The following is a 24,941-nucleotide window of genomic DNA, read 5'->3' on the forward strand; positions in this document are numbered from 1 at the left end:
GCCTTTCTCGACCGCTATGGTCTGGATGAGAAGTTAAAAACGGCAGCCCATGCTGCCGTTTGCATTTGTATCCTTAGTGGACCGGTGCCGAGGTAGGATCGTCCCCGTGTTGGTCCGCACGATAACTCATCATCAAGCCAATGCTCGCCAGTATGCCGAGAGCAAGCATCATTGAGCCCAGAGAAAGCTGACTCGCGACACCTAATCGACTGGCCGCTAGCGTCACAAGACCTGCAAGCAGGTTTTGAGCGCCCCCCAAGATAGCACCGGCTGTGCCCGCATGATAAGGAAATGGGCTCAGTGCCCCCGTACTGGCTGCAGGGAATAACACGCCTGCACCGGCAAAATAAACACAACCGCCGCCAATCAAGCTATACACCGAAACCTCGCCCATCAATCCTGATACAACAAGGATCCCTGCCCCCATTAATGCCATTACGCTACCCAGCGTCAATGTCGCGTAGTAGCCTATGGTATCGGCAAACCGACTAGATAGGCCCGAGCCCACTAAATAGGCAGGCAGTGGCGCTACAAAAAGGACACTGATCAGCGTCGGTGATAAATGTAATCCGTCAGACATAATCACCCCAGCGGCCGCTTCAAAGACCGACACGCCCGAGAAAACCGTGATCAAACACAGCAGGTAACCTCGAAAACGTCGCGAGCTCATGACATGGCGGTAACGACCGATAAAATTACCAGGCTGACGTGCCTCTTGCGGTAACGTTTCGGTAAAACGCAGCGCCATCACTGCATAGACCACGATCGCTAGCAGCAGCAAGAAAAAGTAACTCGCCCGCCAGTGCAATACCTCGGTAAGGTATCCTCCTAATAAAGGCGCCATTAATGGTGAGAAAATAAGCCCCATACTCACCAAACTGTTGGCACGGTGCAACTTCGCGCCAGAGAAACAATCTCGGGTTAAGGTTCGCGCCATGGCGCCACCACAGCCAATCCCAGCGCCTTGCACCACACTGCCCACTAAAAACCACGAATAGGAGTGCGCCAACAGCGTGATCCCTGTCCCGACCAAGAATATGGCAAGGCCGGCCAAAATAACGGGCTTACGCCCAATGCGGTCGGAGATGGGGCCATAAATAAACTGAGACAGCCCGTACGGGATCAAGTAGCACGCCATCACCGCCTGCAATAGCGTTGGTGATACCGAGAAATCTGCGGCCATCGCTGCAATCGATGGAACATACATGGTTTGAGTCATTTGACCCACCGCAGCCAGCATTACAATGAGCAGCAACAACTTACCCATAGGCATTGCCGAAGACATTCCTACACTCCTAAAAATGAATTATGCGAAATAATGATTTGATAAGTGGATGTTGCAAAGTTCTACGCTAGGCACACGAAAAACATCACAACCAAAGACAGCGCGATAATAGGCCTGAGCAGTGGGGAAAGCAATGGGCGTTTAGTCGCCGCAACACGATTCTTTATCATGATTGAGATTAGTTTTTCTAATCTCAAATCCAGCGTCTGACTTGTGCCCGATATTCAGCAAAAGCGTCGGGCCAATGCGCAGCGAGTCGCTGCTCTTCAGAGAAGATAAAGGTCATTGACAGGTAGGTCATATAGGCGGGAACCAAGCCCCAACACCAAAGAGAATTAAAGTAGAATCCAGCACTAACGATGATCAGTACCAACGCAAGATACATCGGATTGCGCGTATAGGCATAAATGCCGGTTGTGACTAAGGCTGATGGCTCTTTGATTGGATCAACGGTGGTGTGATGACGATGAAATGCCCACTTCGCCGCCACCAGCAGCCCGATGGCCAGAGCAAGCGGAAACCCAGCCCAATATGGCGAACCTAATCTGAACGGAAAAGAAAAATAGTGGTTGAGCAACACACCGAAACCCACGGTGAGTAACATCGCAATGGGTGGCAAAGGTGGGAAAATATACTGCCAAAATTGCGTTTTCATGACTCGTCCTTGAGTGAAAGCTTATATATCGCGCCGCACTGTATCGAAAAAGGGCAGTGACTGTCACTGCCCTTGCGTAAAGTTTGCGACTAAGCACAACTCACTACCGCTTAATCTTGCTCGATATTCAGACGATGTTTGCCATGCTCAATTTTGGCTTTTAAATAATTGCGATTGCCTTCTTTGAGGTGCGCTTTGGTGCCAATCACTTCTTTGAGATCAATACCGGCAGCTTGGAGTTCTTCGATCTTTTTCGGGTTGTTGGTCACTAACCGAATGCGATGAATATCCAAGGCTTTCAGCATTTGTGCGGCTTCAGTAAAGTCACGTAAATCGTCTGCAAAGCCAAGATGGTTATTGGCTTCGTAAGTGGTCATGCCTTGGCTTTGTAACTCATAAGCATCAAGCTTATTGTACAGGCCAATTCCACGCCCTTCTTGACGAAGATAGAGGATAATCCCGCCATCTTCCCCCATCTTTTGGATCGTTTCTTCGAGCTGCTCACCACAATCACACCGTGATGAATGGAATACATCGCCCGTTAGGCACTCAGAATGCATTCGCACTAGGGGAGTTGGATCGGTCACGTCCGCTTGTTTAAAAATAAGCGCAACGTGCTCCTGTCCAGACGCTAGTCCTTCAAAAGATAGAATTTCGGCAGGGATGTGGCTCCCTACTCCAACGTTCAGAGGCACCCGAGCCCTTACTTTTACCATTAGAATTTGTCTCTTACTACTGACACCCGAATCAGGGCGTTAACATTACTACAGCGTTACCAGTATGCCAATTAGAAAATGTTATATTATAACATTTTCCACCCAAGTAATGGCTACCTCTATTGTAAACGCCGGACAACCTCGGCTGGATTACCTGCCACAATGGAAAAAGGTTCGATATCTGTATCCACCACTGATCCCGCCTCAATCACCACACCCTCACCAATCGCAACACCTGCTTTGATCACAGTGTTTCCCTCGATAATGACGTTATTGCCGACAATCACGCTTTGTGAGGTTTCACACTCTCCACGAGCAATGTCGAGCGGCAGTACGCGATGGCGCGTGGTATAGATACCCACATTGGGACCGATGCTGACATTATGCCCAATCCGAACATGGGCCCCATCAAGCATGGTGCAATTAGGTCCAATACTGACGTTATCGCCGATTTCGATATTCATCCCGTAGTGACAAAAAAACGGCGCATCAATGTCCACATTGGACCCGATCCCTGCAAATAGCTTGGTCGTTACTATCGCAAGGTTATCGGCGTCTTCGGGATCGATACGATTAAACTGTTGGCATAAGCGGCGCGCAGCATAGCGAAATAAGGTTAATTCCTCATCGGCTGGGGAATACGGCAACCCCCGCTGCATTTTTTCAAACTCCGTCATCGCCTATCCTTGGTGTGGTAACGCTACTGAGGTGGGCTCAAAAGCCTCACTTTTAACGGTTGATATGGTATTGAGAGCATCGCCGTATTGCGCCATAAACTGATTGCCAAGCGATAAGCCCAGTTGATAGTCCGCATCGAGTTGTTCAGGCTTACTCAATAATGCACTGCTTTGTAGCGGTGCGCTCGGCGCAATTTGTAACACCTGTACCCGAGGTGGTGGCTCGGCTAAAAACTGCAATTCGTTTTGATAGCTTTGATAGTGCGTAGTGAGCATTTTGAGCATCTCGCTGCTCAGCGGTTTACCCGATAACGACTGCAACCGGTAAATCGTGTCGCCGCCAAAGAGCCAGCGTCCACCGTTTTGCATCGCTTTTTCTCTCATTCCATCGCGAACACGGCTCACCCATTGCTCACGGCTGGACTTGTAGCGTTCGGAGAGTTCGGCCAACTGCTTGTTCAACTCCTTCTGGAAGGTCTCAAACCGGGTTAAACGGTACTTAAATTCAAAATTAGAGAGATAGTCAGAGAGCTTAAACTGCGGCTTTTTGGCTTCAAACTTGGTCCGTAATGTATCCAAGAAGTGGCTTTGATCTTCTGAGCTGCCTTTGTCTTGCTCCAACGTCGGCTCGGTGCGAATCACCACAATAATATCCGCCCCACGAGCGAAGGCTTCTTTCGCTGGAACAGCGGCACTCACGCCACCGTCAACATAGCGCTTACCATTAATGCAAACCGGGTGCGGATAAAGCAAAGGGATGGCACAGGTTGCTTTGAGTGCATCTGGCCAAGTGTCATCGGTAATCGAGAAAAAGGCCGGTTTCAGGGTATCAACCTCAGTCACGCACGCGTAGGCCTCTCTTCCGTTCAAGTGTAGCTTCGCTGTTTCAATGTCCAGCGCAGCCTCATGACCCGGCAATGCCGTACTAAGCGCCCAATCTAAATCCATATGGTGTTGGCGACGCACATACTTCATCAGGTGGAAAAAGCGCTCTTGCGTGGTGAGCTCAGTGATAAACCGATACCCATAACGGTGCTGCTGGCATACATATGCCGTCAAGTTGAGTGCGCCGGCAGACGTCCCCAAATAAAGTTGAAACGGATCAAAGTGGGCACTAAGAAATGCATCAAGCACGCCTGCGGTAAAAATCCCGCGTTGCCCGCCTCCCTGCAGTACCAGCGCGATACGCTGTGGCCGGGTAAAATGGCGCGGTGCAATTGGCATTGCCGTACCGGGAGAGTTGTCTGTCAAAGCTTGCTTACTTCTTAACACTTTCGCCCCTTATTCATCGTGCATAACGCTTTATACGAGCATAGCTATTTATCAGCGTGTAGCTTTTGATTAGCGTATCGCTTTCAGTGTATTCGATCACTTCCTGCTCGCTCGCCGCTATGCATGGTAACGCTTACCGCGCAACGTCGCTACTCACAATGAGGGCGCAAGTGTCCATTCTCGTTAACAGCGAACCGATGATAATTAAGACAACACAGCGACAGCAGCAAAAGTGAAAATCATACCCAGCGCGCAAACAGCGGTTGTCAGTGCGTATGCAAGTGTTTTATCCATGCTGATACTCCTTGTTGACATAATAATTAACCCCAAAAGACGCCGCGGATCAGGTGCAATACCTATTAATCCAAGTATATACCCTCTCCTGTCAAAGCTGCACCGACGTCGATTAGGTTGGCTCTTACAAAGCTAAACTACTGATTAAAAGATGAAAAACATCGCTATTATGTAGCGAATAAAATGGCGAATCTGAGGCGATCATCATGTTTTCCCTATCCTCATCGTGAGGATCCGCGAGTAAAGATACCTGTGTAAACTTCAATTCAAGGGGGCATTTTGCTGTTTTTTTCGTCACCCAGACAGCAAATCAAAATAACGATCATTCGCCTCTATTGATAACTTTGACAGCTCAATCGTCTACCTAAAAAGTAAAAGCCCAGCATGAAACACCACTTATAATTATTTACACCAAGTTAACAAAAATTTTTGTGCTAACTGCTTGGTTTTGCGGCTATTGATTTAGGCCTGACCAGTGCTTAATCTGCCATCAATGCCCGTCCTAGATAAAAATTTCAACATACGGGCAACAGGAAGTTAAAACTTATAATTGTGGGAATGTGCTATTTCTTTCATATAAGCCATAAAACGATCTGCAGCCTCACAACACTGCGATACCTATATGGTGAAAGATGGTAGCGATTCGCAAAGGAGTAGATATGAAACGAGAACAATGGGGCTCGCGCGCTGGCTTTATTTTAGCCGCTGTCGGGTCAGCGATTGGCTTAGGGAACATTTGGCGATTCCCTTATATGGCCTACGAAAACGGTGGCGGCGCCTTTTTTATTCCATACCTTTTCGCCATGCTCACCGCCGGTATCCCCTTTATGATCATGGAGTTTGGGTTAGGCAAAAAACTCCGCGGCTCGTCGCCTGTGGTCTTTTCTAAACTCAATACCAAGTTTGAATGGTTAGGCTGGTTCCAAGTTCTGATCGCCGCAACCATCGGTATTTACTATGTTGCCGTTATTGGTTGGGCCATCTCTTATTTTGGCTTCTCGTTTGGCCAAGATTGGGGCACAGATACCAATGCGTTCTTTTTCTCTGACTATTTAAAACTGGGAGAAAACTCACCTACCAACTTAGGCGATTGGCAATGGCATATTGCAATTCCGATGATCATCGCATGGGCAATCACTTATGCAGCTGTCTATCGTGGCGTCAAAGGTGGGATTGAAAAAGCCAGCAAGATTATGATGCCGCTGCTATTTATCATGGTGATCTTACTGATTGGCCGCGTGGTGATGCTGCCAGGTGCCCTTGATGGCTTGAACTACTTATTTGCGCCTGACTTTAGCAAGTTGTTGGATGCAAAAGTCTGGTCGGCCGCTTACGGACAGATTTTCTTCACCTTATCCGTTGGGTTTGCCATCATGCTGGCCTACTCCAGCTACCTGCCTGAAAAATCGGACGTAAACAACAACGCCTTGATGACAGTGCTGATCAACTGCGGCTTCTCCATTGTGGCAGGGGTATTGATCTTTTCCATTCTGGGCTACATGGCAGCAGAGCAAAGTAAAGGCATTACTGATGTCGTCAGTGGTGGTGTAGGGCTTGCCTTTGTCACACTACCAGCGGCGATCAACTTACTGCCGATCCCCTATATTCTCGGGCCATTGTTCTTCCTGGCGCTCGTCGTCGCGGGGCTGAGCTCACACATTTCGATTATCGAAGCAGTGACTGCATCGATCATGGATAAGCTGAACCTTGCTCGTGAAAAGGCAGCGACAGCCGTCTGCGGCGTTGGCTTCGTGGTTTCGATGGCCTTTGCAACCAATGGCGGCCTGTTGCTTCTCGATTTGGTGGACTACTTCGTCAACAACGTAGCGCTGCTAGCAAGCTGTTTGATTGAACTCATTGTCGTCGGCTGGTTGGTGAAACTTTCCGATATTCGCCAATACGTTAACCGCGTGTCTGAGTTTAGTGTTGGCCAGTGGATGGAAGTGTGTATCCGCTTTGTCAGCCCAATTATGTTGGCCGTGATCATCACCAAAAACTTGATCAACACGGTTAATGAAGGATACGGCGGCTATGCACAATTCGAACTCATCACCCTAGGTTGGGGGCTCGTTGCAGCCATGGTTGTCGTTGGCATCATCGTGAACTCAACCACCACGCCCGCACGCGATATGGAGACAGAATCATGACCACAGGCGCAATTGTAATGATGATCATTGGTTTCGCGGTCACATGGGGTGGCGCGGCACTGTGTATTCACAAAGCAATGCACAGCGATAGCGAGTAATCCTGTCGAGCATCTCGCTAAGATTTCTAAAGCCCTCTTCGGAGGGCTTTTTCGATTTCGGCTATTTTATTCTTTGTTTGCCTGCATTCTCGTTCGTTCTGTCTAAAGGATGTGGTCTGACCTTGATCAAGTCGCTGATTAATTATGCAAAGTGCGTCATTGTCAGTAGCATCACAGGCCCAAACCACCGATAATGGCGCTCATTGATGTTGGTAAAAAAGGGTATCGGCGCTATGGCTGCAGCCAAACGCATTTTAGTGGTTGATGACGATGTAGAAATTCGCGAGCTTTTGCAGGCCTATCTGTCCAAAGCAGGATATGAAGTGACCACCGCGCAAAATGGTCATGAAATGCGCTCGAAGCTTGCGGTCCAATACCCGGACCTTATCTTACTTGACGTGATGCTTCCCGGTGATGATGGCTTTACCTTATGTAAAGCCATTCGCAAAGACTCCAGCGTGCCAATCATTATGCTCACCGCGGTGTCTGATGAAACCGATCAAATCGTTGGCCTAGAACTGGGCGCAGATGATTATATTGCCAAACCCTTTAGTCCTCGCCAGCTCATTGCGCGTATTCGTGCTTTGCTTCGCCGCACCCAACAGTTGCAAGAAACGACCTTGTCACGGCCGAAAGCGATTCGGTTTGGGCAATGGCGCTTGGAGCCGGCGACACAACAGCTACATCAAGTGGTCACCGGCATGGAGATTGAACTCTCGGCATCGGATTATGCGCTACTGATGTTGTTTATAGACAATCCCCACCAATTGTTAGATCGCAACGCCATTAGCCAAGCCACCCGAGGCCGCGACGCTCAGCCACAAGAACGAGGCATAGACGTCCAAGTGAGTCGCCTACGACAGCGCCTGCGTGATAATGGTAAAGCAAACCTAATCAAAACCGTCCGCGGTGCGGGCTATATGTTTGTCGCTGAGATCCAATATGAATCATGAGTGGTTACAACGGCTCGTGCCGCGCTCGCTCCTCTCGCGTACGCTGCTCCTGACCCTATTGTCCGTCGTGCTCGCACAGGTGATCGCGACATCAATTTGGTACACTCAATCCAAACGCACGCAGCTGGCGGGGTTAGAGTCCGCGTCAGCCAGCTTGGCGAATATGTTCGCATCGACAACCACCTTTTTTCAATCCTTGCCCGTCGCGTACCGCCATATCGCATTAAATCAGCTACGCAATATGGGCGGAACCCGTTTTTTTGTCTCTTTCAACAAAGAAAAAATCAACATCACCCCTATAGAAGAGACCCAAGCGAAACAGGTAGCGGTCAATACCGTCTCGCAAGTGCTAGAGGCGCAACTGCCCGCGCTGAGCACCATTGACGTGGAGTTTTCGCGCCCCGAGACGCTGCGCGTCTTAAACAACGACATATTACTCCGCGACCTACCCAAATCATGGGCGCATCATACTCTGAGCCTTGAGCCGCTTAATCCCCCTATTTTGGTGGTGCAAATGGAGCTCAAAAGCAATGAGTGGATTTACATCGCAGCCTTGCTCCCCGCGCCGTATGTCACCTTAGACGATACGTTGATCACGGCGGATCAGGTGGTCTTTATTGTGGTGATCACCGCATTACTTTTGCTGTTTACTTACAGTTTAATTCGTCAACAAGCGCGGCCACTCAAACGCTTAGCGAAAGCGGCGAACCTGTTTAGTACAGACATTGAACAACCACCACTCAAAGAAGAAGGCGCTGCAGAGATCGCGATTGTGACGCGCGCATTCAACCGTATGCAGCGTCGATTACAACGGCATTTGCGAGAGCGTGAAACCCTATTTCGCTCGATGTCACATGATTTAAAAACCCCGATAACCCGATTACGTCTGCGGGCCGAATTGATTGATGATGATATCCAAGCCGCCAAAATGAACAAAGACTTGGATGAGCTCGAAATCATGGTAAAAGGTGCCGTTCAAACCGTGCGTGATACCGACATTCACGAAAACATGGCCGAGATTGATGTGATTGATTTCTTGGCGGTGATCGCCGAGCCCCACAATCAAGATCGGGTGCGTGTCACCATCGAATGTGAGGCGGTAAAAGGCTTTACCTGTAAACCTCTGGCGTTTAAACGCTGTTTATCTAATTTGATTGATAACGGGGTTAAATACGGCGAACAAGTCACCATCTATGTGATGGATGCCGAACACACGCTGGATATCACCCTCATCGACCAAGGGCCAGGGATCCCAGAAGAAGAGCTCGACTCAGTCTTTGACCCCTACGTGCGCCTTCATACCGATAACGAGGGCTCAGGGTTAGGGCTTGGCATTGCGCGTGATATTATTCATGCCCATGGCGGTGACATGGTACTCAGCAACCGCAATGAAGGTGGCCTGCAAGTCGATATTAGTTTTCCACGGGTAGAAGAATAATGCGATTGACTCTCAAAGCACTATGCGCCAGCGTCATTCAATCGACACTGCTGTGTGTTACGCCTGCCGCCCATGCCAGCGAGGTGGAAGTTCTCCATTGGTGGACGTCGGCAGGAGAAGCCAAAGCGGCCTCTGTTTTACGCGCGGGGATCGAGCAACGCGGTCATCAGTGGCGTGATTTTGCGGTCGGCGGACAAGCGGGGATCAGCGCGATGAATACCTTAAGGATCCGCGCAATCAGTGGTAATCCTCCCCTTGCCGCACAGATTAAAGGACCAGAGATTACCGAATGGGCGCGTTTAGGCTTTTTACGCAACCTCAATGACATTGCGGAAGCAGAACACTGGGAAGACAAAATCCCTGCCCCGCTTCGTGACGTGATGCAATACCAAGGGGATTATGTCGCAGCCCCGATTAATATTCACCGCGTGAACTGGCTTTGGATCAATCTGCGTGCCTTTGAGGACGCGGGGGCTGCCATTCCCCATGATTTTGAGAGCTTTTTTACCGCTGCTGACAAGCTACAGCAGGCTGGCTATATCCCACTGGCATTAGGCGGAGAACCTTGGCAGGTGGCGACCTTGTTTGACACACTCGCCTTATCCGTAATGGGACCTGAACATTATCAGCAAGCCTTTCTCGACTTTGATCGCGAGGCGCTATTAAGTGACGGTGTCACAAAGTCATTTTCTCTATTAGCCAAAATTCGCCCCTACACCGACTCCGACAATCTCGGCCGGAATTGGAGTGATACCACACGACTATTGATCGATAACCAAGCGGGCATGCAAGTGATGGGTGATTGGGCGAAAGGCGAATTTCTTGCTGCGGATCAGCAAGAGGGAAAAAGCTTTACCTGTGTCGCGGTCCCCGGTACAGAGCAAGCGTTTAGCTATAACATAGATAGCTTTGTCTTTTTTAAGCCAAACAACGCCGAAGAGCGACAAAGCCAAACAGATATGGCCGAATACTTGCTAACACCCCAGTTTCAACGCGATTTCAATCGCTATAAAGGCTCACTGCCTATTCGCTTTGATATCCCACTCCCGAACGGGGACACCTGTGCCGAAAAATCGCGTCAGGCCTTTCTCTATGCCGAGCAGCACAACACGCTGAGCCCAAGTATGTCGCATGGGTTATCGACCACCCGTTACGTCCAAAGCGCGATTTTTGATGTGATTAATGAATTCTTTTATAACCCTAAGCAAACACCCGAGGAGGCGACCCAAGCCCTCTATCGCGCTATTTTATCTGCACAGGCCTAATTCAACAGATTAGGCCTCATCCGTTGGCACATCATGCTGACACAGTACGCGGGGAATGGTGTCATCCAATCCGGTGTAATTGGTAAAGACACAATCAAACGTCGCAAGCGATGTCACACGAACCGGCGCTTGGCGTTGCCATTTTGAGCGGTCCGCCACCAACCATCGCGCGGTTGCATTGGCTAAAATCGTTTCGCTCACCGCCGCTTCATCGGGAGTAAACTCGCACGCCCACCCTTGTTCACTGACAGCCGCACAACCAATAATGGCAATATCAGGCTGAAAACGAGACAAAAATTGGATCACCGAATGGCCGACCATATCTTGATCATTGGCGCGTAGTTTTCCCCCAGCTAACCATACATCAATATGCGGATTCGCCCCCAACCGATGCGCCACCTTAAGGTTATTAGTCACCACTCGCAGGTCTTTGCGAGAAAGTAACTGATCCGCAATCGCCGACGCCGTAGTACCGATACCTAGCATCACGGTGACACCATCAGGGATACGCGCAGCAACCGCCTGCGCAATTGCTTCTTTTTCTCGTGAGTGGCTTTGTAAGCGTCGCTGATAGTCGGTATTGGCCAACGCTGCCGGCACACTGATCCCGCCATGATGGCGTCGCGCTAACCCGAGTGCACACAGTTGATTGATATCGCGACGGATAGTTTGGGTAGTCACCGAAAACTGGGCCGCCAAGGTATCCGTTTCTAGGTGTTCTACCTCATTGAGCTGGCGCATAATCGCCTGCTGACGTCGATTTAAATCAGCCACGTCTGTCAACGTATTCCTCTCCTAGATTCGCTCATTCCGTTGGCTCAGAACCTAAATAGTTAGATGGCGCGTCGGTGATCATCATATCGACCCCCCATTCCCAAAGGTGCGCAACCTCTTCAGGGTGATTAGGGGTGTAACATTTAATCTTTAAACCGCTCGCTTTAATCGCTTTGGCTTGTACCTCTGTTATGCCGCGATAGTGACAATGGATACTGTAGGTTGCGAGATCTTGATAACGTTGCCAGTCTTCGGGCACCACATCCCATAAAATCGCTCTTGCCACGCTCGACATCGTCGTTTGACAGTAGGCAAGCGCCTCGAGAGAGAATGAAGAAAGCAGTACCCGCTCGAGTGGGAATTCGGTTTCACTCAGTGTGGCGGCAACTGCATCACACAAACGTGGAATATCTGTTTCAGGGTAGGTTTTTATTTCGATATTGATGTGCAATTCATCGGCAGCCACTTGGGCTAGCACGGCGGCCAAGGTGGGAACGCGCTCGCCTTGATATTGCGTATCAAAATATCCGCCAGCATCGAGCTGCGCAAGCTGGGCATAAGGTGTTTCCCCTAGCCGACCCACACCATTGGTGCAACGACTCAGTGTGTCATCATGAAACACAACGGGTACCCCGTCTTGTGTCAGTTGGACATCGATTTCAACCCATTCCATTCCCCATAAGCGCACTTGGCGAATCGAAGCCAAGGTATTTTCAGGAGCATCCGCGGCGACACCTCGGTGGCCACAGAGTTGTTTGGGGCTAATTTTCATTTGAACATTTCTCTTTAGTCAGTAATGGCAGCGTCAATTTGGCGATCCTTAGACGCATTGTCGCCGAATTAGCTTACAGTTTTGTTACTTACAGGTGTCAGATATTTCAGTATTTTCATGCACAAAGTCTGCACTCGTTAACAGAGATTTAACCTTAAGTGCGACGCCAGTCAAAAGTCATCAAATCGTCATCTCCCTTTTCGTATCTGTTCATATTATGTTCATTTTTGTTCATTAAGTTGCGTCATGTTCACACCCACTCAAAAGGAGTTATGCATGAAAACCCAACGCTTAACCGCGATCTCTTCGGCCCTTCTGTTGGCCTCTTTTTCTGCCAACGCAGCAACCGAAATTGAATGGTGGCACGCGATGGGCGGGAACTTAGGCGAAAAAGTGAATGAAATCGCTGAAAAGTTCAATGCCAGTCAGGATGACTATATTGTTAAACCGGTATACAAAGGCAACTATACCGAAACCATGACCGGCGCCGTCTCTGCGTTCCGCGCCAACAAGCAACCTCATATTGTGCAGGTGTTTGAAGTTGGCACCGCGACCATGATGTCAGCAAAAGGCGCCGTCTATCCGGTGTACAAGCTGATGAAAGATGCCAACGAGCCCTTCGATCAATCTGATTATCTCTCGTCTGTCACCGGCTATTATTCGGATGAAGACGGCAACATGCTGTCAATGCCTTTCAATAGCTCAACGCCCGTCCTGTATTACAACAAAGACTTGTTCAAACAAGCCGGTGTTCAGCCTCCTAAAACCTGGGAAGACGTTGAAACCGCATCGAAAAAGCTCCTCGCGAACGGCGCGAAATGTGGCTTTACCACAGGTTGGCAATCGTGGGTACAAATTGAAAACCTTGGCGCCCGTCACAACGCCCCCATTGCGACCAATGACAATGGCTTTGCTGGTATCGACAACAAAATGTTGATCAACAAAGCACCTTTTGTCGATCACATTCAGAAGATGGCCGATTGGCAGCAAGCTGGCATTTTCGAATACGGTGGCCGCCGCTCTGACAGTGCACCACTGTTTTACAGCGGTGAGTGTGCCATGTACATGAATTCATCGGCCTCTTATGCCGGTGTGAAAGAAAGCGTCAAGGACTTCGAGTTTGGCGTTGCAAAACTGCCGTACTGGAACAAAGCGGTCGAGCAGCCACGCAATACCATTATCGGTGGTGCCACCCTATGGGTTCTGCAAGGTCACGAGTCTGAAGAATACAAAGGTGTCGCCCAGTTCTTCTCTTTCCTCTCAAAACCTGAGATCCAAGCTGATTGGCACCAGTTTACTGGCTACTTACCCATCACCCATGCAGCGTACGAGCTGAGCAAGAAACAAGGCTTCTATGCGCAGAACCCAGGGACTGACATTGCTATCAAGCAAATGACAGAAGTCGAGCCAACCCCTGCATCGAAAGGGATTCGCTTGGGCAACTTCGTACAGATCCGCGATGTGATCAACGAAGAGCTTGAAACGGTTTGGTCTGGCGACAAATCGGCACAAGAAGCACTCGACGAAGCGGTTGAGCGTGCCAATGGTCTGCTGTCTAAATTCGCAAAAGCGAACAAATAAGTTAGTTGTTGTATGAAGGAGCGGTGCCTTAGGCCCGCTCCTGTTATTGAGAAAGCCTATGTCCAATAAACCCACATTTAACCATTGTGCGTTTCCAATACTGCTCCTCACGCCTCAGTTATTGATTACGTTTGTCTTCTTTTTATGGCCCGCCGCACAGGCCATTTGGCAATCAACCTTATTAGAGGATCCATTCGGCCTGAGCACCGAATTTGTCGGGGTGGAAAACTTTATCGAACTGCTCGGTGATTCAAGCTACTACGGCTCCTTTTTTACCACGCTATTTTTTAGTTTTGCCGTCGCAGGCACCGCGTTGATCTCTGCCCTTATCCTCGCAGTCATGGCCGACCGTGTGATTAAAGGCGCCACAGGCTACAAAACATTATTAGTATGGCCCTATGCCGTCGCACCAGCTGTCGCTGGGGTACTGTGGCTCTTTATGTTTAACCCGACCGTCGGTGTATTGGCACATGCGCTGAAAGCGCTGGGGCTAGACTGGAACCCGTTTACCCACTCGGGAGACGCAATGACCATGGTGATCATTGCCGCAACATGGAAGCAGATCAGCTACAACTTTCTGTTTTTCCTCGCAGGGTTGCAGTCTATTCCTCGCTCCTTGATTGAAGCGGCTGCCATTGATGGCGCCGGCCCGGGTAAACGGTTTTTTACCATTATCTTCCCGCTGCTCTCGCCCACCTCTTTCTTCTTACTGGTGGTCAACTTGGTGTATGCCTTTTTCGAAACCTTTGGCGTGATCCATGCCATGACACAAGGTGGCCCGGGACAGTCCACCACCACCTTGGTTTACAAAGTCTACGCCGATGGGTTTGTCGGTCTAAATCTGGGCTCATCAGCAGCGCAATCTGTGGTGCTCATGCTATTGGTCGGTGCGCTGACCGTTATCCAATTTAAATACGTTGAAAAGAAGGTGGCTTACTGATGGTTGAACGTCGCCCTTGGTTAACTTTTTTCTCGCACTTGGTATTGATGCTGGGTGTTGCGTCAGTGGCCTTGCCAGTATGGCTTGCACTTACTGCCGCTACGCACGATAGCAGTGCGTTTGTGAGTGGCATGACGCCGCTGTGGTTTGGGGATAAAGGTTTGTCGGTGTTTCAAGAGGTCCTCACAGAAGGCACCTCACGCGAACTGAAGATCTCGGTCGCAGGCATGTTGTGGAATTCTTTTTTAATGGCAATGGGAATTTCACTAGGTAAGCTGGTCATTTCTATTTTATCGGCCTATGCGGTGGTGTACTTCCGTTTTCCCGGTCGCATGCTGGCTTTTTGGGTGATCTTTATGACCCTGATGCTGCCTGTTGAAGTCCGCATTATGCCTACGTTTCAAGTGATTGCTGATCTCAATATGCTCAACTCAATGCCGGGATTAACCATTCCGTTAATTGCCAGTGCCACCGCCACTTTCTTATTCCGTCAGTTTTTTATGACGGTCCCCGGAGAAATGCTGGAAGCGGCACGCATTGATGGTGCAGGCCCCTTTAAGTTTTTCAAAGACATTTTATTGCCGCTTTCTCGAACAAATATCGCGGCTTTGTTTGTAATTACCTTTATCTATGGATGGAACCAATACCTTTGGCCCATTTTGATCACCACCGACGATCAGTACTACACCATTGTGATGAGTATTCAACGTATGCTCTCAGTCGGTGATGGTGAAGTGGAATGGAACCGCGTAATGGCGACCACATTGATGGCCATGCTTCCCCCGGTTTTAGTCGTGTTGGGGATGCAAAAGTTGTTTGTAAAAGGTTTGGTGGAGACGGAGAAGTAAATGGCGACGGTAACCCTTAATCACATTGAGAAAACGTACCCAAACGGGTTTAAAGCAATTCATGGCATTGATTTAGCCATAGACGATGGCGAAATGATCGTACTCGTCGGTCCCAGTGGGTGCGGTAAATCGACCTTGCTACGAATGATTGCCGGTCTGGAAGGGATCTCTAAAGGCGATCTGATTATCGACCAGAAAAAGGTCAACGACTTGGAGCCCGGCGAACGTGATATCGCGATGGTGTTTCAAAACTACGCGCTCTACCCGCATATGAGTGTGTTCGATAATATGGCCTATGGCTTGCGTAACCGCGGAACGCCAAAGGACAAAATCCAGCAATTGGTCCAAGAAGTCGCGACCATGCTTGAACTCGACCACTTACTAGACAGACGCCCAAATCAACTCTCTGGCGGACAACGCCAACGTGTTGCCATGGGCCGCGCCATTGTGCGTCGACCAAAAGTCTTCTTGTTCGATGAGCCGCTATCAAACCTGGATGCAAAACTGCGGGTACAAATGCGGCTCGAGATAAAAAGCCTACAACGCAAACTGAATACCACGGCGGTGTATGTCACCCACGATCAAGTCGAAGCCATGACGTTAGCCGACCGCTTGGTGGTTCTTAATGGTGGCAACGTCGAGCAAATTGGCACACCACTCGAGGTTTATGACGCACCGGCAAGCTTGTTTGTCGCGACCTTTATTGGCTCACCCGCCATGAACATTGTTACCGGAAGCCTCGAGCACGGTAAGCTCAACATCGGTGCACACACACTGGCAACCTGTGATGTGGTAGGTCATCAATCCGTCTCTGTTGGGTTACGACCAGAGCATTTGAAAGTGGTTGATACGAGTAAAGCGTTGTTCACCATGACGGTAACCCTCACCGAGTCACTCGGTGCAGATTTGCTGGTTTATGGACACATACGTGACACCGATAGCTTGCTGACGCTCCGCCTTGAAGGCCATACCAAAGTGAAAGAAGGCGATCAGTTGCCGCTGACGATCGCTGCTCATAACCTGCACGTATTCGACGGTGAACATGGCAAACGACTGGATGTCACGCTACAACAACCAGAACGCCAGATTGAGACGGTATCCTAACATCGGAGTATCCCTATGACCGCCCCTTTGCCGATTGCTCAATTGTCACAGTCTGCTGCAGACTGGCGTGAGCTGCGTTGGTTGCTAACAGACGTGGACGACACGCTCACTTGGCAGGGGGCGCTGCCTTGGCAAACGTTACAGGCACTTAGCCAACTTCGCGATGCGGGAATCCGCGTGGTACCGGTAACGGGGGCGTGTGCAGGTTGGTGTGATCATATTGCAAATGCATGGCCCGTTGACGCCGTGATTGGAGAAAATGGTGCATTCGTGATGCAGCGTCAAAACGGAACCTTAAACTCCACCATCAATCACACTGCCCAGCAAGCACAAGCAGCATTACTCGCTTTCGTGCAAACGCTTTTATCTCAGTATCCAGCACGGCGCATTGCCAGCGATCAAGCTTACCGTGTCGCAGAAGTGGCGATTGATATCGGTCAGCACACTCCGGCTGCGCCAAAGGATGAAATCCGAGCCCTTCTTGATGCGCTCCACGCCTATGGTGCCAGTGCGACAGCAAGCTCCATTCATATCAATGCCTGGGTGGGCGATCACAGTAAGAAGGTATCGAGTTTTCGCTATTTAGCCGAGCAAGGGTTATCCGGCAAACAATACAGTGAACAAGTTGCGTTTATTGGCGACTCGCTAAATGACAGCCAAATGTTCGCTTCGTTTCCCTTGAGCGTAGGCGTCGCGAATATCGCGCACCATTTACCCTCACTGCCCCATCCCCCACAGTGGATCACCACCCAACCGGGCGGTTTTGGCTTCGCGGAATTTGCGCACCAACTTCTCACTCTCAAGCGTCAATAACCGGCTAACCGAAGGCGCGCTATGTCGGGATAATAGGACGCAATTTGATATCGTTCGGACGAAAAATCACCACAAAATCTGCGACCTGCCTCATACCTAGCTAGACAGATGGCTTTTTATATCAATGTTTTATTTAACTTTAACAAAGGCTCGTTCTACAATGTCGCCCGTTAACGTTTAAACTAACGCCCAAAACCTCACGTATCGCTCGCGGTTATGTCGCCCTGTCACCACCAACTGTGGCAGTGAAACGCATAGAGCGATGATAATAACGATAAGGATAATGTTATGAAACGCTATGCCCTAGCGCTGTTAGCAGCGGTAATGCCAGCGATGTCACAGGCGGCTCCCGTCGAGAATGCGGATTGTTATACCGCCAAATACCACGATTACGTTGACGCCTCGATCAACTGGTACCAAGATTTAGTATCCTTGACCGTCAGTAAAGACGAGTCGTTAAAAGACGTTGCCGATTGGTTCTTACGTGGCCGAGAAAACCATTTTAAGCTCAACGCACAAGCCTTTGACTATTATCTCAGCAACGATACCGCCAAGCTAAGCCTCGATGCCCCAGTTGAATCTTGGCTGCAACTCACGCAAGAAGACGTCAAAGCCCTTTCACAATCGTCATTGCCACCAGCTAAGCTCGCCAAAGAAGTCTTTGAGTTTCGCCAAGGCGAAGCCATGGAAGGGAACTATGCGCTGCGCAGTGCACTTGCTGACTTGCTCAGCCATCCCAAAGAAATTGATACCGCGCTTAATCAGTACAACAATCAAATGGCCGCGATTAATCAGCGCCAGTGTAAATAGGCTGTACGCTTAAACGCCACCTAGTTTTGAATGGTTGCAGGTAGAGCCGGTTCACCCCGGCTCTTTGTCCATCTACCGGTGAACAAAGCACGACGTCATTTCGCTTTCACTCCCCTACGCGTTGGGGATAACACCTTGCTGACTGATAAAAAAAGCCTGATGCTAGCCGGTTTTTTTGCTATGTTGTGGCCATTTCTCAGCAAGTGCTCTCGTGACCATCAGTGACCCTGTCACTTTATGATGGACAATCTTGAACTGCGAAGCAGATACAAAAGAAGAATTCCATGGCAACACAAAACAAAGCTGCGGACGCCACACCGGAAACGCTGCACCGGATTTTTACTGTTCCAGAAGCGCCCGATTCAACACTGAGCAAAATCGAGCAAGAGATCTCGCAAAACCTCAATCGATTTTTGCAAAACCATATTGCCGCCAGCGATCGCTCTTTGGCAGATATTGAAAGTGACTTTAGTGATCCGATGATCCCTGAAGATCCTGCGTTTGTGTCCGACCATACCCAGTTTTTGCTCGATAAATTGGTCGCTCAGTCTGTACATACTTCCTCGCCGCGATTTATCGGTCACATGACATCGGCGCTGCCGTACTTTTTGATGCCGCTATCTAAAATTATGATCGGGCTAAATCAAAATACGGTGAAAATCGAGACATCGAAGGCCTTTACGCCATTGGAGCGTCAAGTCTTGGGCATGTTACATAACTTGATTTACGGCCAAGACGATGCCTTCTACCAAAGCTGGATGCACAGTGCTAACCACTCTTTAGGGGCATTTTGTTCGGGAGGCACCATTGCCAATATGACCGCCCTTTGGGTCGCTCGTAACAATGTATTGAAACCAGACGGTGATTTTCCCGGCATTCATAAAGCGGGACTATTCAGTGCCATGCGCCATTATGGCTACCAAGATCTAGCCATATTAGTGTCTGAGCGCGGTCATTATTCACTCGGCAAAGCCGCCGATGTATTAGGCATCGGTCGAGACCAGCTGATTTCTATTCCTGCTGATGGCAATAACCGTATTTGCATTGATGCACTGGAAGAGAAAATTGTTGAGCTTAACCAAGCCAATATCAAGCCAATTGCGATTGTCGGTGTCGCAGGGACCACAGAAACAGGCAACATTGATCCGCTTAATGCTCTCGCAGACATTGCCGAGCGTGAAGGGATCCACTTCCACGTCGATGCGGCTTGGGGTGGTGCGACCTTGATGTCGAATAATCAGCGACATAAGCTGGCGGGCATTGAACGGGCCGACTCTGTCACCATTGATGCGCATAAGCAACTCTATGCGCCTATGGGTGCCGGTATGGTGCTGTTTAAAGACCCGTCTCTCGTCGCATCGATTGAGCATCACGCTGAATACATTTTGCGTAAGGGTTCAAAAGATTTGGGCAGCCACACGCTTGAGGGCTCACGGAGTGGAATGGCGATGCTAGTGTTCGCGTGTATGAACATTATCTCGCGACGCGGTTATGAGTTGTTGATCGATCAGAGCATCGATAAAGCCTCTCATTTTGCACGCATGATTGACGCTCACTCTGACTATGAGCTGATTTCTGAGCCCGAGTTATGCCTACTCACCTATCGCTTTGTGCCTCAACGTGTTCAAGCGGCGCTTGCGATTGCCAGTGATGAACAGGTCGATTTGATGCACGATCTGCTCAACGATTTGACCCAATTTATTCAAAAACGTCAGCGAGAGTGCGGCAACACCTTTGTGTCACGGACGCGTCTCACCCCTGAGCAGTGGCAACGTCGCACCACCACGGTTTTCCGCGTGGTATTGGCCAACCCACTTACGACCCATGACATTCTCCATGAGGTGTTAGAAGAGCAAGCCCGCATTGCACAGCAGAGCGAGTTTGCCTATCCGCGCCTGATGACACTGGCCGAAAGCATTCTCAAAGCGTGTTAACCCATTGCTATGATGCAGGGTAAGAGACAAAAGGCAGTCATCGACTGCCTTTTGTTATTTGAGCGGTCCCGTTTTCGGGGGATCGGTCGATTGTAAACAGTGTGTTTGGCCCAAGGCCAACTCCCGCTCATGTTCAATTTGCAGTCTCGCTTGCCGCCATTGCATCAGCACTTGCGATTCGTTCATGGCCTTGCCGGGCTCAGAGAACAAAAAGCGCTGCAGGGTGTGATTGAACTCATGCGTGTTTTCCTGTTCATCATAGGTCACCCCCATTAGCTCAAATGCACGCGCTTTCTCTCTGTCTGTGCCGACCACAGTATACCGCTGAGCAATATCTAATGTGTTGTCGTATCGACAATGGACCAGCGCTTGTTGCGCACCACGCAATTCTTCATTAAGGCCAATGGTGCTGTAATTACGCCATAAGTCAGAAAACTGTGGTACCGCGCAGCCGGTTACGGCCAGCGATACACTTAAAATAACCACCTTTTTAATCATGACCTGTCCCTGATTGCCCCTGACTTCACTGATGACCTAAAACAATGCAATTTAAATGCCGACTAAGACTGGCGCGTTCCGATAACCACCTCACCCGATTGCTCAAACATGGCCACCTCTTTACGGCGGCGGCCAAGCAAGATGGGTTTATCATCATAGAATAGAAAGTTCTTCCAATATTTTTTAAAGATTCCCCAGCGAGACTCCACGACATTGTGTTTGTCGTAACAAAAATAGATCACAATGTTGTCCTCCCAGGGGAAATGCGCCAAGAACTCATCAGGAAGATCCTCATCATTATCCCATGCGCTCTGCCATACCAAGCGGTTTTTCCATACGCTTTGGTGAGTTGGCCAATCTTGTTTGCCAAAATGATCGGGCGTAGGACTGTCTTTGCTGACAAATTCTTGCCATAGCTGTCCAGCACGGGCCTCCGTCATGGGTTTAATTTCGGCGAGATCGCTCTCCGCAATCGGTAATGATTGATGGGTGAAGATCCACTTGCGCTTATAGTCGGATAAAGGGATATAGTTCATGGTGTTGTTCGTTATCACATTGGCGTAAGACGCCACTTTACCATATCCACAGATCGGTTGTTACTGAGGCGCGCGCATACAAAAACGGCAATGCGCGAGGCATTGCCGTGAATGACTAAATGGCCGTGGTTAATATTAACTGTTTACCGCAATCTCGTCGGTCGATTTAATGTCTTCGTCGCTACCCACTTTGCGGTGGCCTTGATCAAGGTGAACCATTTCCACCAAATCATCATTGCCTACTTGGAACGCTTGACCAAACCCTTTTACGTACAAGCCATTTTCTGGCACCAAGCGGAATAAACGGAAGTCTTCCAACCCACTTAAGTTACCAATAATGTCACCAAAGCGTGCTTTCAATGCCTCAATACCAGCATGCCACGCCTCAGTATTGCGGGCCACCATCTCGGCTTGAGCGTCAAAGCTGAGTCGTTGACGGGCAAAAATCTGCTTCGCACTGCCCTCATCTTCGATCATCATCAAAGACAGGTTGGGGTTTTCTTGCAAGTTACGTGCATGGCGAGCAATTTCACTGATCAAGATATAAAAGCCATCTTCACGCTGAGCAAAAGGGGCATAACTGACATTGGGTTTGCCTTGCGCGTCGAGTGTTGCAAGCTGCAAGGTGCGGCAGTTTGCACGAAATTCTTTAATTTCAGGGCCAAGACGATTTTGTAGACGTTCTTGTTTAGTAGCTTGATCCATGATTATTGCTCCGATTCTGTCAATTGAGAGGTTGCCAACTGCGTTTTTAGTTGATTGAAGGCTTCAATCTGATGTTCAAGAAGCTGACGCTTTTCGTCACGCCCCAAGTAAATTTTAAAAATTGAGTCACCTTGTTCGGTGAAAAAGCCGATGTAATGGGTGACTTTGCCGCGAAAAGGCTTACTAACAAATGCAATACCCGCCATGCGCTCTAGTTTTAGGTGGCCATGCATTTCGCCCGGCTTTCCCATCAAGTTGTAGTAGCCATAAGCGATCTTACCTTTAGGAAAAGGGGCCTTCACTTCAAATATCGAGCCGCCAGAATGCACGATCGCGGTCACCGGACCGCCCCACTCGGCTACCTGACTTAACACCGTTTCGGCGTGTTGCCCATCCACCCAAGTTTGATATTCGGATGGCATCGCGCGTACCACCTCACCCTCACTGACACCCAGCGTATTCGCCATATCGGCGGGCAGCATGGAGGCGTTCTCGGTGAGAAAGGCATTGACTTGCTCGGTCAATGTAGTTGTCATGGTTTACTCCCAGCCTATTGTTATCGTTTTCTGTTGGGCAGGGACAACCCTGCCCATGTTTAGTGATTGATTAAAATTGATAGCGAACGTTGAGTTTAATATCACGACCCGGTGAGGCGACTTGAGACCACGCCGTGGTGTAATACTCATCGGTGAGGTTTTCGATCGCGAGATCAAACTTCACACCATCCCAAGCACCTTTAGGGCTATAGCTTGCATACAGGTCCCACAATGTATAACCGTCATAGGTCTTCTGATCGGGGTTCTCGTTTTGATCTGCATAATGAGACACTCGCGCACCCAAGTTCACCGGTAACGTCGCTAAACGATAATCCGTTTCCGCGACCAGTTTATGTGCGGGAATTTGCTCTAAGTAACGACCATCTGCTTTATCCTTGCCTTCCATTTGGCTATAGCTCAAATCGTTTTTAAACTGTCCATATTCATGATGGAAGCTCAGCTCTACCCCCTCCAATTTGGCATTGCTTACATTCTGGCGGGTGGTTGTCGCTCCCATAAAATCGACGTTCATTTCGATGAAATCTTCGACATCATTGCGGAAAACACGCGCATCGATATAGCCACTATCCAGATAAGCCATCGGAGCAAACTGATAGGTCAGCGCTAATTCTTTGTTTGCACTCTGTTCAGGCTTAAGGTTTGGATTAGGGACAAAACGGTTAATCAGTTTTGAAGGTCCCCTCGGCACCACAAAATGGGTTCCACTGGCATACATTTCCTCTAAACTTGGCGCGCGAAAAGCTTCCTGATAGCTTGCTGTCAACGCCAACCGTTCGGTCACATTCCACGTCAGTGCAGTCGATGGTGACCATTGGCTGTCACTGGCATCCTCAATGGTTGATGTTGCTCGCGTGTCTTCATTTTTGTAATCGTCGAATCGCAGACCGGCAGTCCATTGCCAAGATTCTGCAAGCGGAATCTCTAGCTGGCCAAACACGCCAATGCTTCTCGCTTTCGCATCTTGTCCCTCAGGACGCTCTCCCGGCGCACTTTTATCGTCACGCTGAGTTTGGTAGTGATCGAGATAACCATCAAATCCTGCGATAAATTCAATATCGTTGAAATGAGCACGATTGGTGAGTGACAATCCTAAGGTTTGCATTTGGTTGTCATCATGCTCATCGGTTACTAAACGATATTCTTTCATTTGCGTATCGTTCCAATACACTCGAGATGAGAGGTCAATCCAATCATTCATTGGTGTGTATTGATAGGCTACAGCAAGGCTTTGGTCTTGAGTTTGGCGATACACCAATGGATAGTTACTTGACGGGTCTTGAACCGAGGGATTCGACGGTGACATGGCATCACGGTCGCCTTGGCGCGCCGAGAAAGTCCACTGGTGCACGAGAGACGGGGTATAGGTGACCTTAGCAAGTCCTCCTTTCTCACGACTCGCGGAGTAGGATAAAGCTTTTCCATTGCCCAGTTGATTGTCATCAGCGTCGTGATAATAGCTCTGCACTAGCCAATCAATCGTATCCGTACGCCCAAATACAGCGCCACTCGTACGCGACGCATTGTCGTTACTGTGGAAACCCTGCTTTAGGTAGCCACCAATGTCTTGGTCAGCATCTAAAAAGTCATAGGCAGACTTGGTGCTTTGCGCCACCACGCCACCAATCGCCCCCGATCCCCACACGGTACTCGCAGGGCCACGAACAACATCAACAGTCTTGAGTAACTCTGGATCGATAAACAGGCTTGAGCGATGTCCCAGAGAGAAATTCTGGCGTACACCATCGATCAGTTGAATCACGCGCCCGTTATCACTACTGAGCCCACGAATCACAATCGCTTGTGATTCATCACGCCCACCACCGGCAATAGACACATTGGGTAAATGGCTAATTAGATCCGCTACGCTGGTCCCCTGCCGTTTTTCAATTTCTTCGAGTGATACCGTGCTGACCGCAGCGGCACCGTTCGCTTTTTGTGCGTCAATGCGGCTTGCATACACCGCGATAACGTCTGATGACGAATCCGCCGTGTTTTGCGTCTCCGCCAACGCTGAAGGAATAAATGCCAATGTGCCAAGGGCAGCACCGATAGCAAGCTTGATCGTAGAAGGAGTCAATACTTCCGAGACGTCCGTTTTTAACAGCATGGGTCTTCCTATTGAGCCAATCAAAAATGAGAATCATGAACAATTTGGCAGGATTGTATTGATCATTAACGGCAATGTAAACGATAATTGCTCGTAATTAGGTTTGTAACTCATAATTACATTTCCGTTCGCTAACAGTGTGTAATGGACTGACGTCGAGCA

Annotated in this window: 24 protein-coding genes; 12 read left to right on the plus strand and 12 right to left on the minus strand. The window is 49.4% G+C overall.

The window, feature by feature from the left end; all coding sequences use genetic code 11:
* Positions 1 to 73: 73 nt before the first annotated feature.
* The 5 genes from emrD to E8E00_RS07170 form a co-directional block, all read right to left on the minus strand.
* Positions 74 to 1,285, minus strand: a complete 1,212-nt coding sequence (gene emrD, locus E8E00_RS07150; protein WP_096628247.1) for a multidrug efflux MFS transporter EmrD — start codon at positions 1,283 to 1,285, stop codon at positions 74 to 76.
* 193 nt (positions 1,286 to 1,478) lie between these two features.
* Positions 1,479 to 1,940, minus strand: a complete 462-nt coding sequence (locus E8E00_RS07155; RefSeq protein WP_096628245.1) for an isoprenylcysteine carboxylmethyltransferase family protein — start codon at positions 1,938 to 1,940, stop codon at positions 1,479 to 1,481.
* A 110-nt stretch (positions 1,941 to 2,050) separates the two neighbouring features.
* On the minus strand, positions 2,051 to 2,656 hold the full coding sequence (gene ribA, locus E8E00_RS07160; protein WP_077456088.1) for a GTP cyclohydrolase II: 606 nt from the start codon (positions 2,654 to 2,656) through the stop codon (positions 2,051 to 2,053).
* A gap of 119 nt (positions 2,657 to 2,775) precedes the next feature.
* A complete protein-coding gene (locus E8E00_RS07165; RefSeq protein ID WP_077456087.1) occupies positions 2,776 to 3,333 on the minus strand; it encodes a sugar O-acetyltransferase in 558 nt (185 codons plus the stop codon).
* A 3-nt stretch (positions 3,334 to 3,336) separates the two neighbouring features.
* The gene (locus tag E8E00_RS07170) at positions 3,337 to 4,605 is read right to left on the minus strand and encodes a patatin family protein (protein WP_240531881.1); all 1,269 of its coding nucleotides are present in this window, start codon (positions 4,603 to 4,605) and stop codon (positions 3,337 to 3,339) included.
* A gap of 953 nt (positions 4,606 to 5,558) precedes the next feature.
* Between E8E00_RS07170 and E8E00_RS07175 the strand changes: the two genes are divergently transcribed.
* The 5 genes from E8E00_RS07175 to E8E00_RS07195 all read left to right on the plus strand — a co-directional run bounded on the left by E8E00_RS07175 (position 5,559) and on the right by E8E00_RS07195 (position 10,800).
* Positions 5,559 to 7,046, plus strand: a complete 1,488-nt coding sequence (locus E8E00_RS07175) for a sodium-dependent transporter (RefSeq protein WP_069587598.1) — start codon at positions 5,559 to 5,561, stop codon at positions 7,044 to 7,046.
* A complete protein-coding gene (locus tag E8E00_RS07180) occupies positions 7,043 to 7,144 on the plus strand; it encodes a MetS family NSS transporter small subunit (RefSeq protein ID WP_096628241.1) in 102 nt (33 codons plus the stop codon). The genes E8E00_RS07175 and E8E00_RS07180 overlap by 4 nt, the downstream gene beginning before the upstream one ends.
* Before the next feature lie 233 nt (positions 7,145 to 7,377).
* Positions 7,378 to 8,097, plus strand: coding sequence for a response regulator (locus tag E8E00_RS07185; RefSeq protein WP_069587752.1), 720 nt, complete (start codon positions 7,378 to 7,380; stop codon positions 8,095 to 8,097).
* On the plus strand, positions 8,087 to 9,535 hold the full coding sequence (locus tag E8E00_RS07190) for an ATP-binding protein (protein ID WP_077456085.1): 1,449 nt from the start codon (positions 8,087 to 8,089) through the stop codon (positions 9,533 to 9,535). The genes E8E00_RS07185 and E8E00_RS07190 overlap by 11 nt, the downstream gene beginning before the upstream one ends.
* Positions 9,535 to 10,800, plus strand: coding sequence for an ABC transporter substrate-binding protein (locus E8E00_RS07195; RefSeq protein WP_096628239.1), 1,266 nt, complete (start codon positions 9,535 to 9,537; stop codon positions 10,798 to 10,800). Before E8E00_RS07190 ends, E8E00_RS07195 begins: the two co-directional genes overlap by 1 nt.
* 9 nt (positions 10,801 to 10,809) lie before the next feature.
* Here the strand turns inward: E8E00_RS07195 and E8E00_RS07200 are convergent, their stop codons facing one another.
* Both E8E00_RS07200 and E8E00_RS07205 read right to left on the minus strand, forming a co-directional pair.
* Positions 10,810 to 11,574: a DeoR/GlpR family DNA-binding transcription regulator gene (locus tag E8E00_RS07200; RefSeq protein WP_256369725.1), complete on the minus strand. Its 765-nt coding sequence runs from the start codon at positions 11,572 to 11,574 to the stop codon at positions 10,810 to 10,812.
* A 31-nt stretch (positions 11,575 to 11,605) separates the two neighbouring features.
* On the minus strand, positions 11,606 to 12,346 hold the full coding sequence (locus E8E00_RS07205) for a glycerophosphodiester phosphodiesterase family protein (protein ID WP_096628237.1): 741 nt from the start codon (positions 12,344 to 12,346) through the stop codon (positions 11,606 to 11,608).
* A 276-nt stretch (positions 12,347 to 12,622) separates the two neighbouring features.
* Between E8E00_RS07205 and ugpB the strand changes: the two genes are divergently transcribed.
* The 7 genes from ugpB (at position 12,623) to panP (ending at position 20,376) form a co-directional block, all read left to right on the plus strand.
* Positions 12,623 to 13,927, plus strand: coding sequence for a sn-glycerol-3-phosphate ABC transporter substrate-binding protein UgpB (ugpB, locus tag E8E00_RS07210; RefSeq protein ID WP_077640317.1), 1,305 nt, complete (start codon positions 12,623 to 12,625; stop codon positions 13,925 to 13,927).
* A gap of 58 nt (positions 13,928 to 13,985) precedes the next feature.
* Positions 13,986 to 14,867 carry a sn-glycerol-3-phosphate ABC transporter permease UgpA gene (gene ugpA / locus E8E00_RS07215; protein ID WP_077456081.1) on the plus strand — a complete coding sequence of 294 codons (882 nt, stop codon included), beginning with the start codon at positions 13,986 to 13,988 and terminating at the stop codon, positions 14,865 to 14,867.
* On the plus strand, positions 14,867 to 15,715 hold the full coding sequence (gene ugpE, locus E8E00_RS07220; protein WP_069587592.1) for a sn-glycerol-3-phosphate ABC transporter permease UgpE: 849 nt from the start codon (positions 14,867 to 14,869) through the stop codon (positions 15,713 to 15,715). The genes ugpA and ugpE overlap by 1 nt, the downstream gene beginning before the upstream one ends.
* Complete coding sequence (gene ugpC / locus E8E00_RS07225; RefSeq protein ID WP_096628234.1) at positions 15,716 to 16,819, plus strand: sn-glycerol-3-phosphate ABC transporter ATP-binding protein UgpC; 1,104 nt, start codon at positions 15,716 to 15,718, stop codon at positions 16,817 to 16,819. It abuts the gene before it with no gap.
* Positions 16,820 to 16,834: 15 nt separating this feature from the next.
* On the plus strand, positions 16,835 to 17,632 hold the full coding sequence (locus E8E00_RS07230) for an HAD family hydrolase (RefSeq protein WP_096628232.1): 798 nt from the start codon (positions 16,835 to 16,837) through the stop codon (positions 17,630 to 17,632).
* 288 nt (positions 17,633 to 17,920) lie between these two features.
* Positions 17,921 to 18,442 carry a hypothetical protein gene (locus E8E00_RS07235; RefSeq protein WP_069587589.1) on the plus strand — a complete coding sequence of 174 codons (522 nt, stop codon included), beginning with the start codon at positions 17,921 to 17,923 and terminating at the stop codon, positions 18,440 to 18,442.
* Positions 18,443 to 18,726: 284 nt separating this feature from the next.
* A complete protein-coding gene (panP, locus tag E8E00_RS07240) occupies positions 18,727 to 20,376 on the plus strand; it encodes a pyridoxal-dependent aspartate 1-decarboxylase PanP (protein WP_096628230.1) in 1,650 nt (549 codons plus the stop codon).
* 54 nt (positions 20,377 to 20,430) lie between these two features.
* Here the strand turns inward: panP and E8E00_RS07245 are convergent, their stop codons facing one another.
* From E8E00_RS07245 to E8E00_RS07265, 5 genes are all read right to left on the minus strand, one after another.
* On the minus strand, positions 20,431 to 20,874 hold the full coding sequence (locus E8E00_RS07245; RefSeq protein ID WP_077458162.1) for a hypothetical protein: 444 nt from the start codon (positions 20,872 to 20,874) through the stop codon (positions 20,431 to 20,433).
* Between the two features lie 62 nt (positions 20,875 to 20,936).
* Positions 20,937 to 21,410, minus strand: coding sequence for a DUF2947 domain-containing protein (locus E8E00_RS07250; protein WP_077479347.1), 474 nt, complete (start codon positions 21,408 to 21,410; stop codon positions 20,937 to 20,939).
* Between the two features lie 135 nt (positions 21,411 to 21,545).
* A complete protein-coding gene (gene hutZ / locus E8E00_RS07255) occupies positions 21,546 to 22,115 on the minus strand; it encodes a heme utilization protein HutZ (protein WP_096628228.1) in 570 nt (189 codons plus the stop codon).
* Between the two features lie 2 nt (positions 22,116 to 22,117).
* Positions 22,118 to 22,651, minus strand: coding sequence for a heme utilization cystosolic carrier protein HutX (gene hutX / locus E8E00_RS07260; protein ID WP_096628225.1), 534 nt, complete (start codon positions 22,649 to 22,651; stop codon positions 22,118 to 22,120).
* Positions 22,652 to 22,721: 70 nt separating this feature from the next.
* Complete coding sequence (locus tag E8E00_RS07265) at positions 22,722 to 24,779, minus strand: TonB-dependent hemoglobin/transferrin/lactoferrin family receptor (protein ID WP_096628222.1); 2,058 nt, start codon at positions 24,777 to 24,779, stop codon at positions 22,722 to 22,724.
* Positions 24,780 to 24,941: the final 162 nt, after the last annotated feature.

It is taken from the genome of Salinivibrio sp. YCSC6, from assembly GCF_004916735.1.
GTDB classification, from domain to species: domain Bacteria; phylum Pseudomonadota; class Gammaproteobacteria; order Enterobacterales; family Vibrionaceae; genus Salinivibrio; species Salinivibrio proteolyticus.

Coding starts and splice junctions, on each gene's coding strand:
- ribA (WP_077456088.1), bottom strand. CDS start 2,656: ATGGTAAAAGTAAGGGCTCGGGTGCCTCTGAACGTTGGAGTAGGGAGC.
- E8E00_RS07235 (WP_069587589.1), top strand. CDS start 17,921: ATGAAACGCTATGCCCTAGCGCTGTTAGCAGCGGTAATGCCAGCGATG.
- hutX (WP_096628225.1), bottom strand. CDS start 22,651: ATGACAACTACATTGACCGAGCAAGTCAATGCCTTTCTCACCGAGAAC.
- panP (WP_096628230.1), top strand. CDS start 18,727: ATGGCAACACAAAACAAAGCTGCGGACGCCACACCGGAAACGCTGCAC.
- E8E00_RS07245 (WP_077458162.1), bottom strand. CDS start 20,874: ATGATTAAAAAGGTGGTTATTTTAAGTGTATCGCTGGCCGTAACCGGC.
- E8E00_RS07265 (WP_096628222.1), bottom strand. CDS start 24,779: ATGCTGTTAAAAACGGACGTCTCGGAAGTATTGACTCCTTCTACGATC.
- E8E00_RS07165 (WP_077456087.1), bottom strand. CDS start 3,333: ATGACGGAGTTTGAAAAAATGCAGCGGGGGTTGCCGTATTCCCCAGCC.
- ugpA (WP_077456081.1), top strand. CDS start 13,986: ATGTCCAATAAACCCACATTTAACCATTGTGCGTTTCCAATACTGCTC.
- E8E00_RS07155 (WP_096628245.1), bottom strand. CDS start 1,940: ATGAAAACGCAATTTTGGCAGTATATTTTCCCACCTTTGCCACCCATT.
- E8E00_RS07185 (WP_069587752.1), top strand. CDS start 7,378: ATGGCTGCAGCCAAACGCATTTTAGTGGTTGATGACGATGTAGAAATT.
- ugpB (WP_077640317.1), top strand. CDS start 12,623: ATGAAAACCCAACGCTTAACCGCGATCTCTTCGGCCCTTCTGTTGGCC.
- ugpE (WP_069587592.1), top strand. CDS start 14,867: ATGGTTGAACGTCGCCCTTGGTTAACTTTTTTCTCGCACTTGGTATTG.
- E8E00_RS07190 (WP_077456085.1), top strand. CDS start 8,087: ATGAATCATGAGTGGTTACAACGGCTCGTGCCGCGCTCGCTCCTCTCG.
- E8E00_RS07250 (WP_077479347.1), bottom strand. CDS start 21,410: ATGAACTATATCCCTTTATCCGACTATAAGCGCAAGTGGATCTTCACC.
- E8E00_RS07195 (WP_096628239.1), top strand. CDS start 9,535: ATGCGATTGACTCTCAAAGCACTATGCGCCAGCGTCATTCAATCGACA.
- E8E00_RS07175 (WP_069587598.1), top strand. CDS start 5,559: ATGAAACGAGAACAATGGGGCTCGCGCGCTGGCTTTATTTTAGCCGCT.
- ugpC (WP_096628234.1), top strand. CDS start 15,716: ATGGCGACGGTAACCCTTAATCACATTGAGAAAACGTACCCAAACGGG.
- hutZ (WP_096628228.1), bottom strand. CDS start 22,115: ATGGATCAAGCTACTAAACAAGAACGTCTACAAAATCGTCTTGGCCCT.
- E8E00_RS07180 (WP_096628241.1), top strand. CDS start 7,043: ATGACCACAGGCGCAATTGTAATGATGATCATTGGTTTCGCGGTCACA.
- emrD (WP_096628247.1), bottom strand. CDS start 1,285: ATGTCTTCGGCAATGCCTATGGGTAAGTTGTTGCTGCTCATTGTAATG.
- E8E00_RS07205 (WP_096628237.1), bottom strand. CDS start 12,346: ATGAAAATTAGCCCCAAACAACTCTGTGGCCACCGAGGTGTCGCCGCG.
- E8E00_RS07230 (WP_096628232.1), top strand. CDS start 16,835: ATGACCGCCCCTTTGCCGATTGCTCAATTGTCACAGTCTGCTGCAGAC.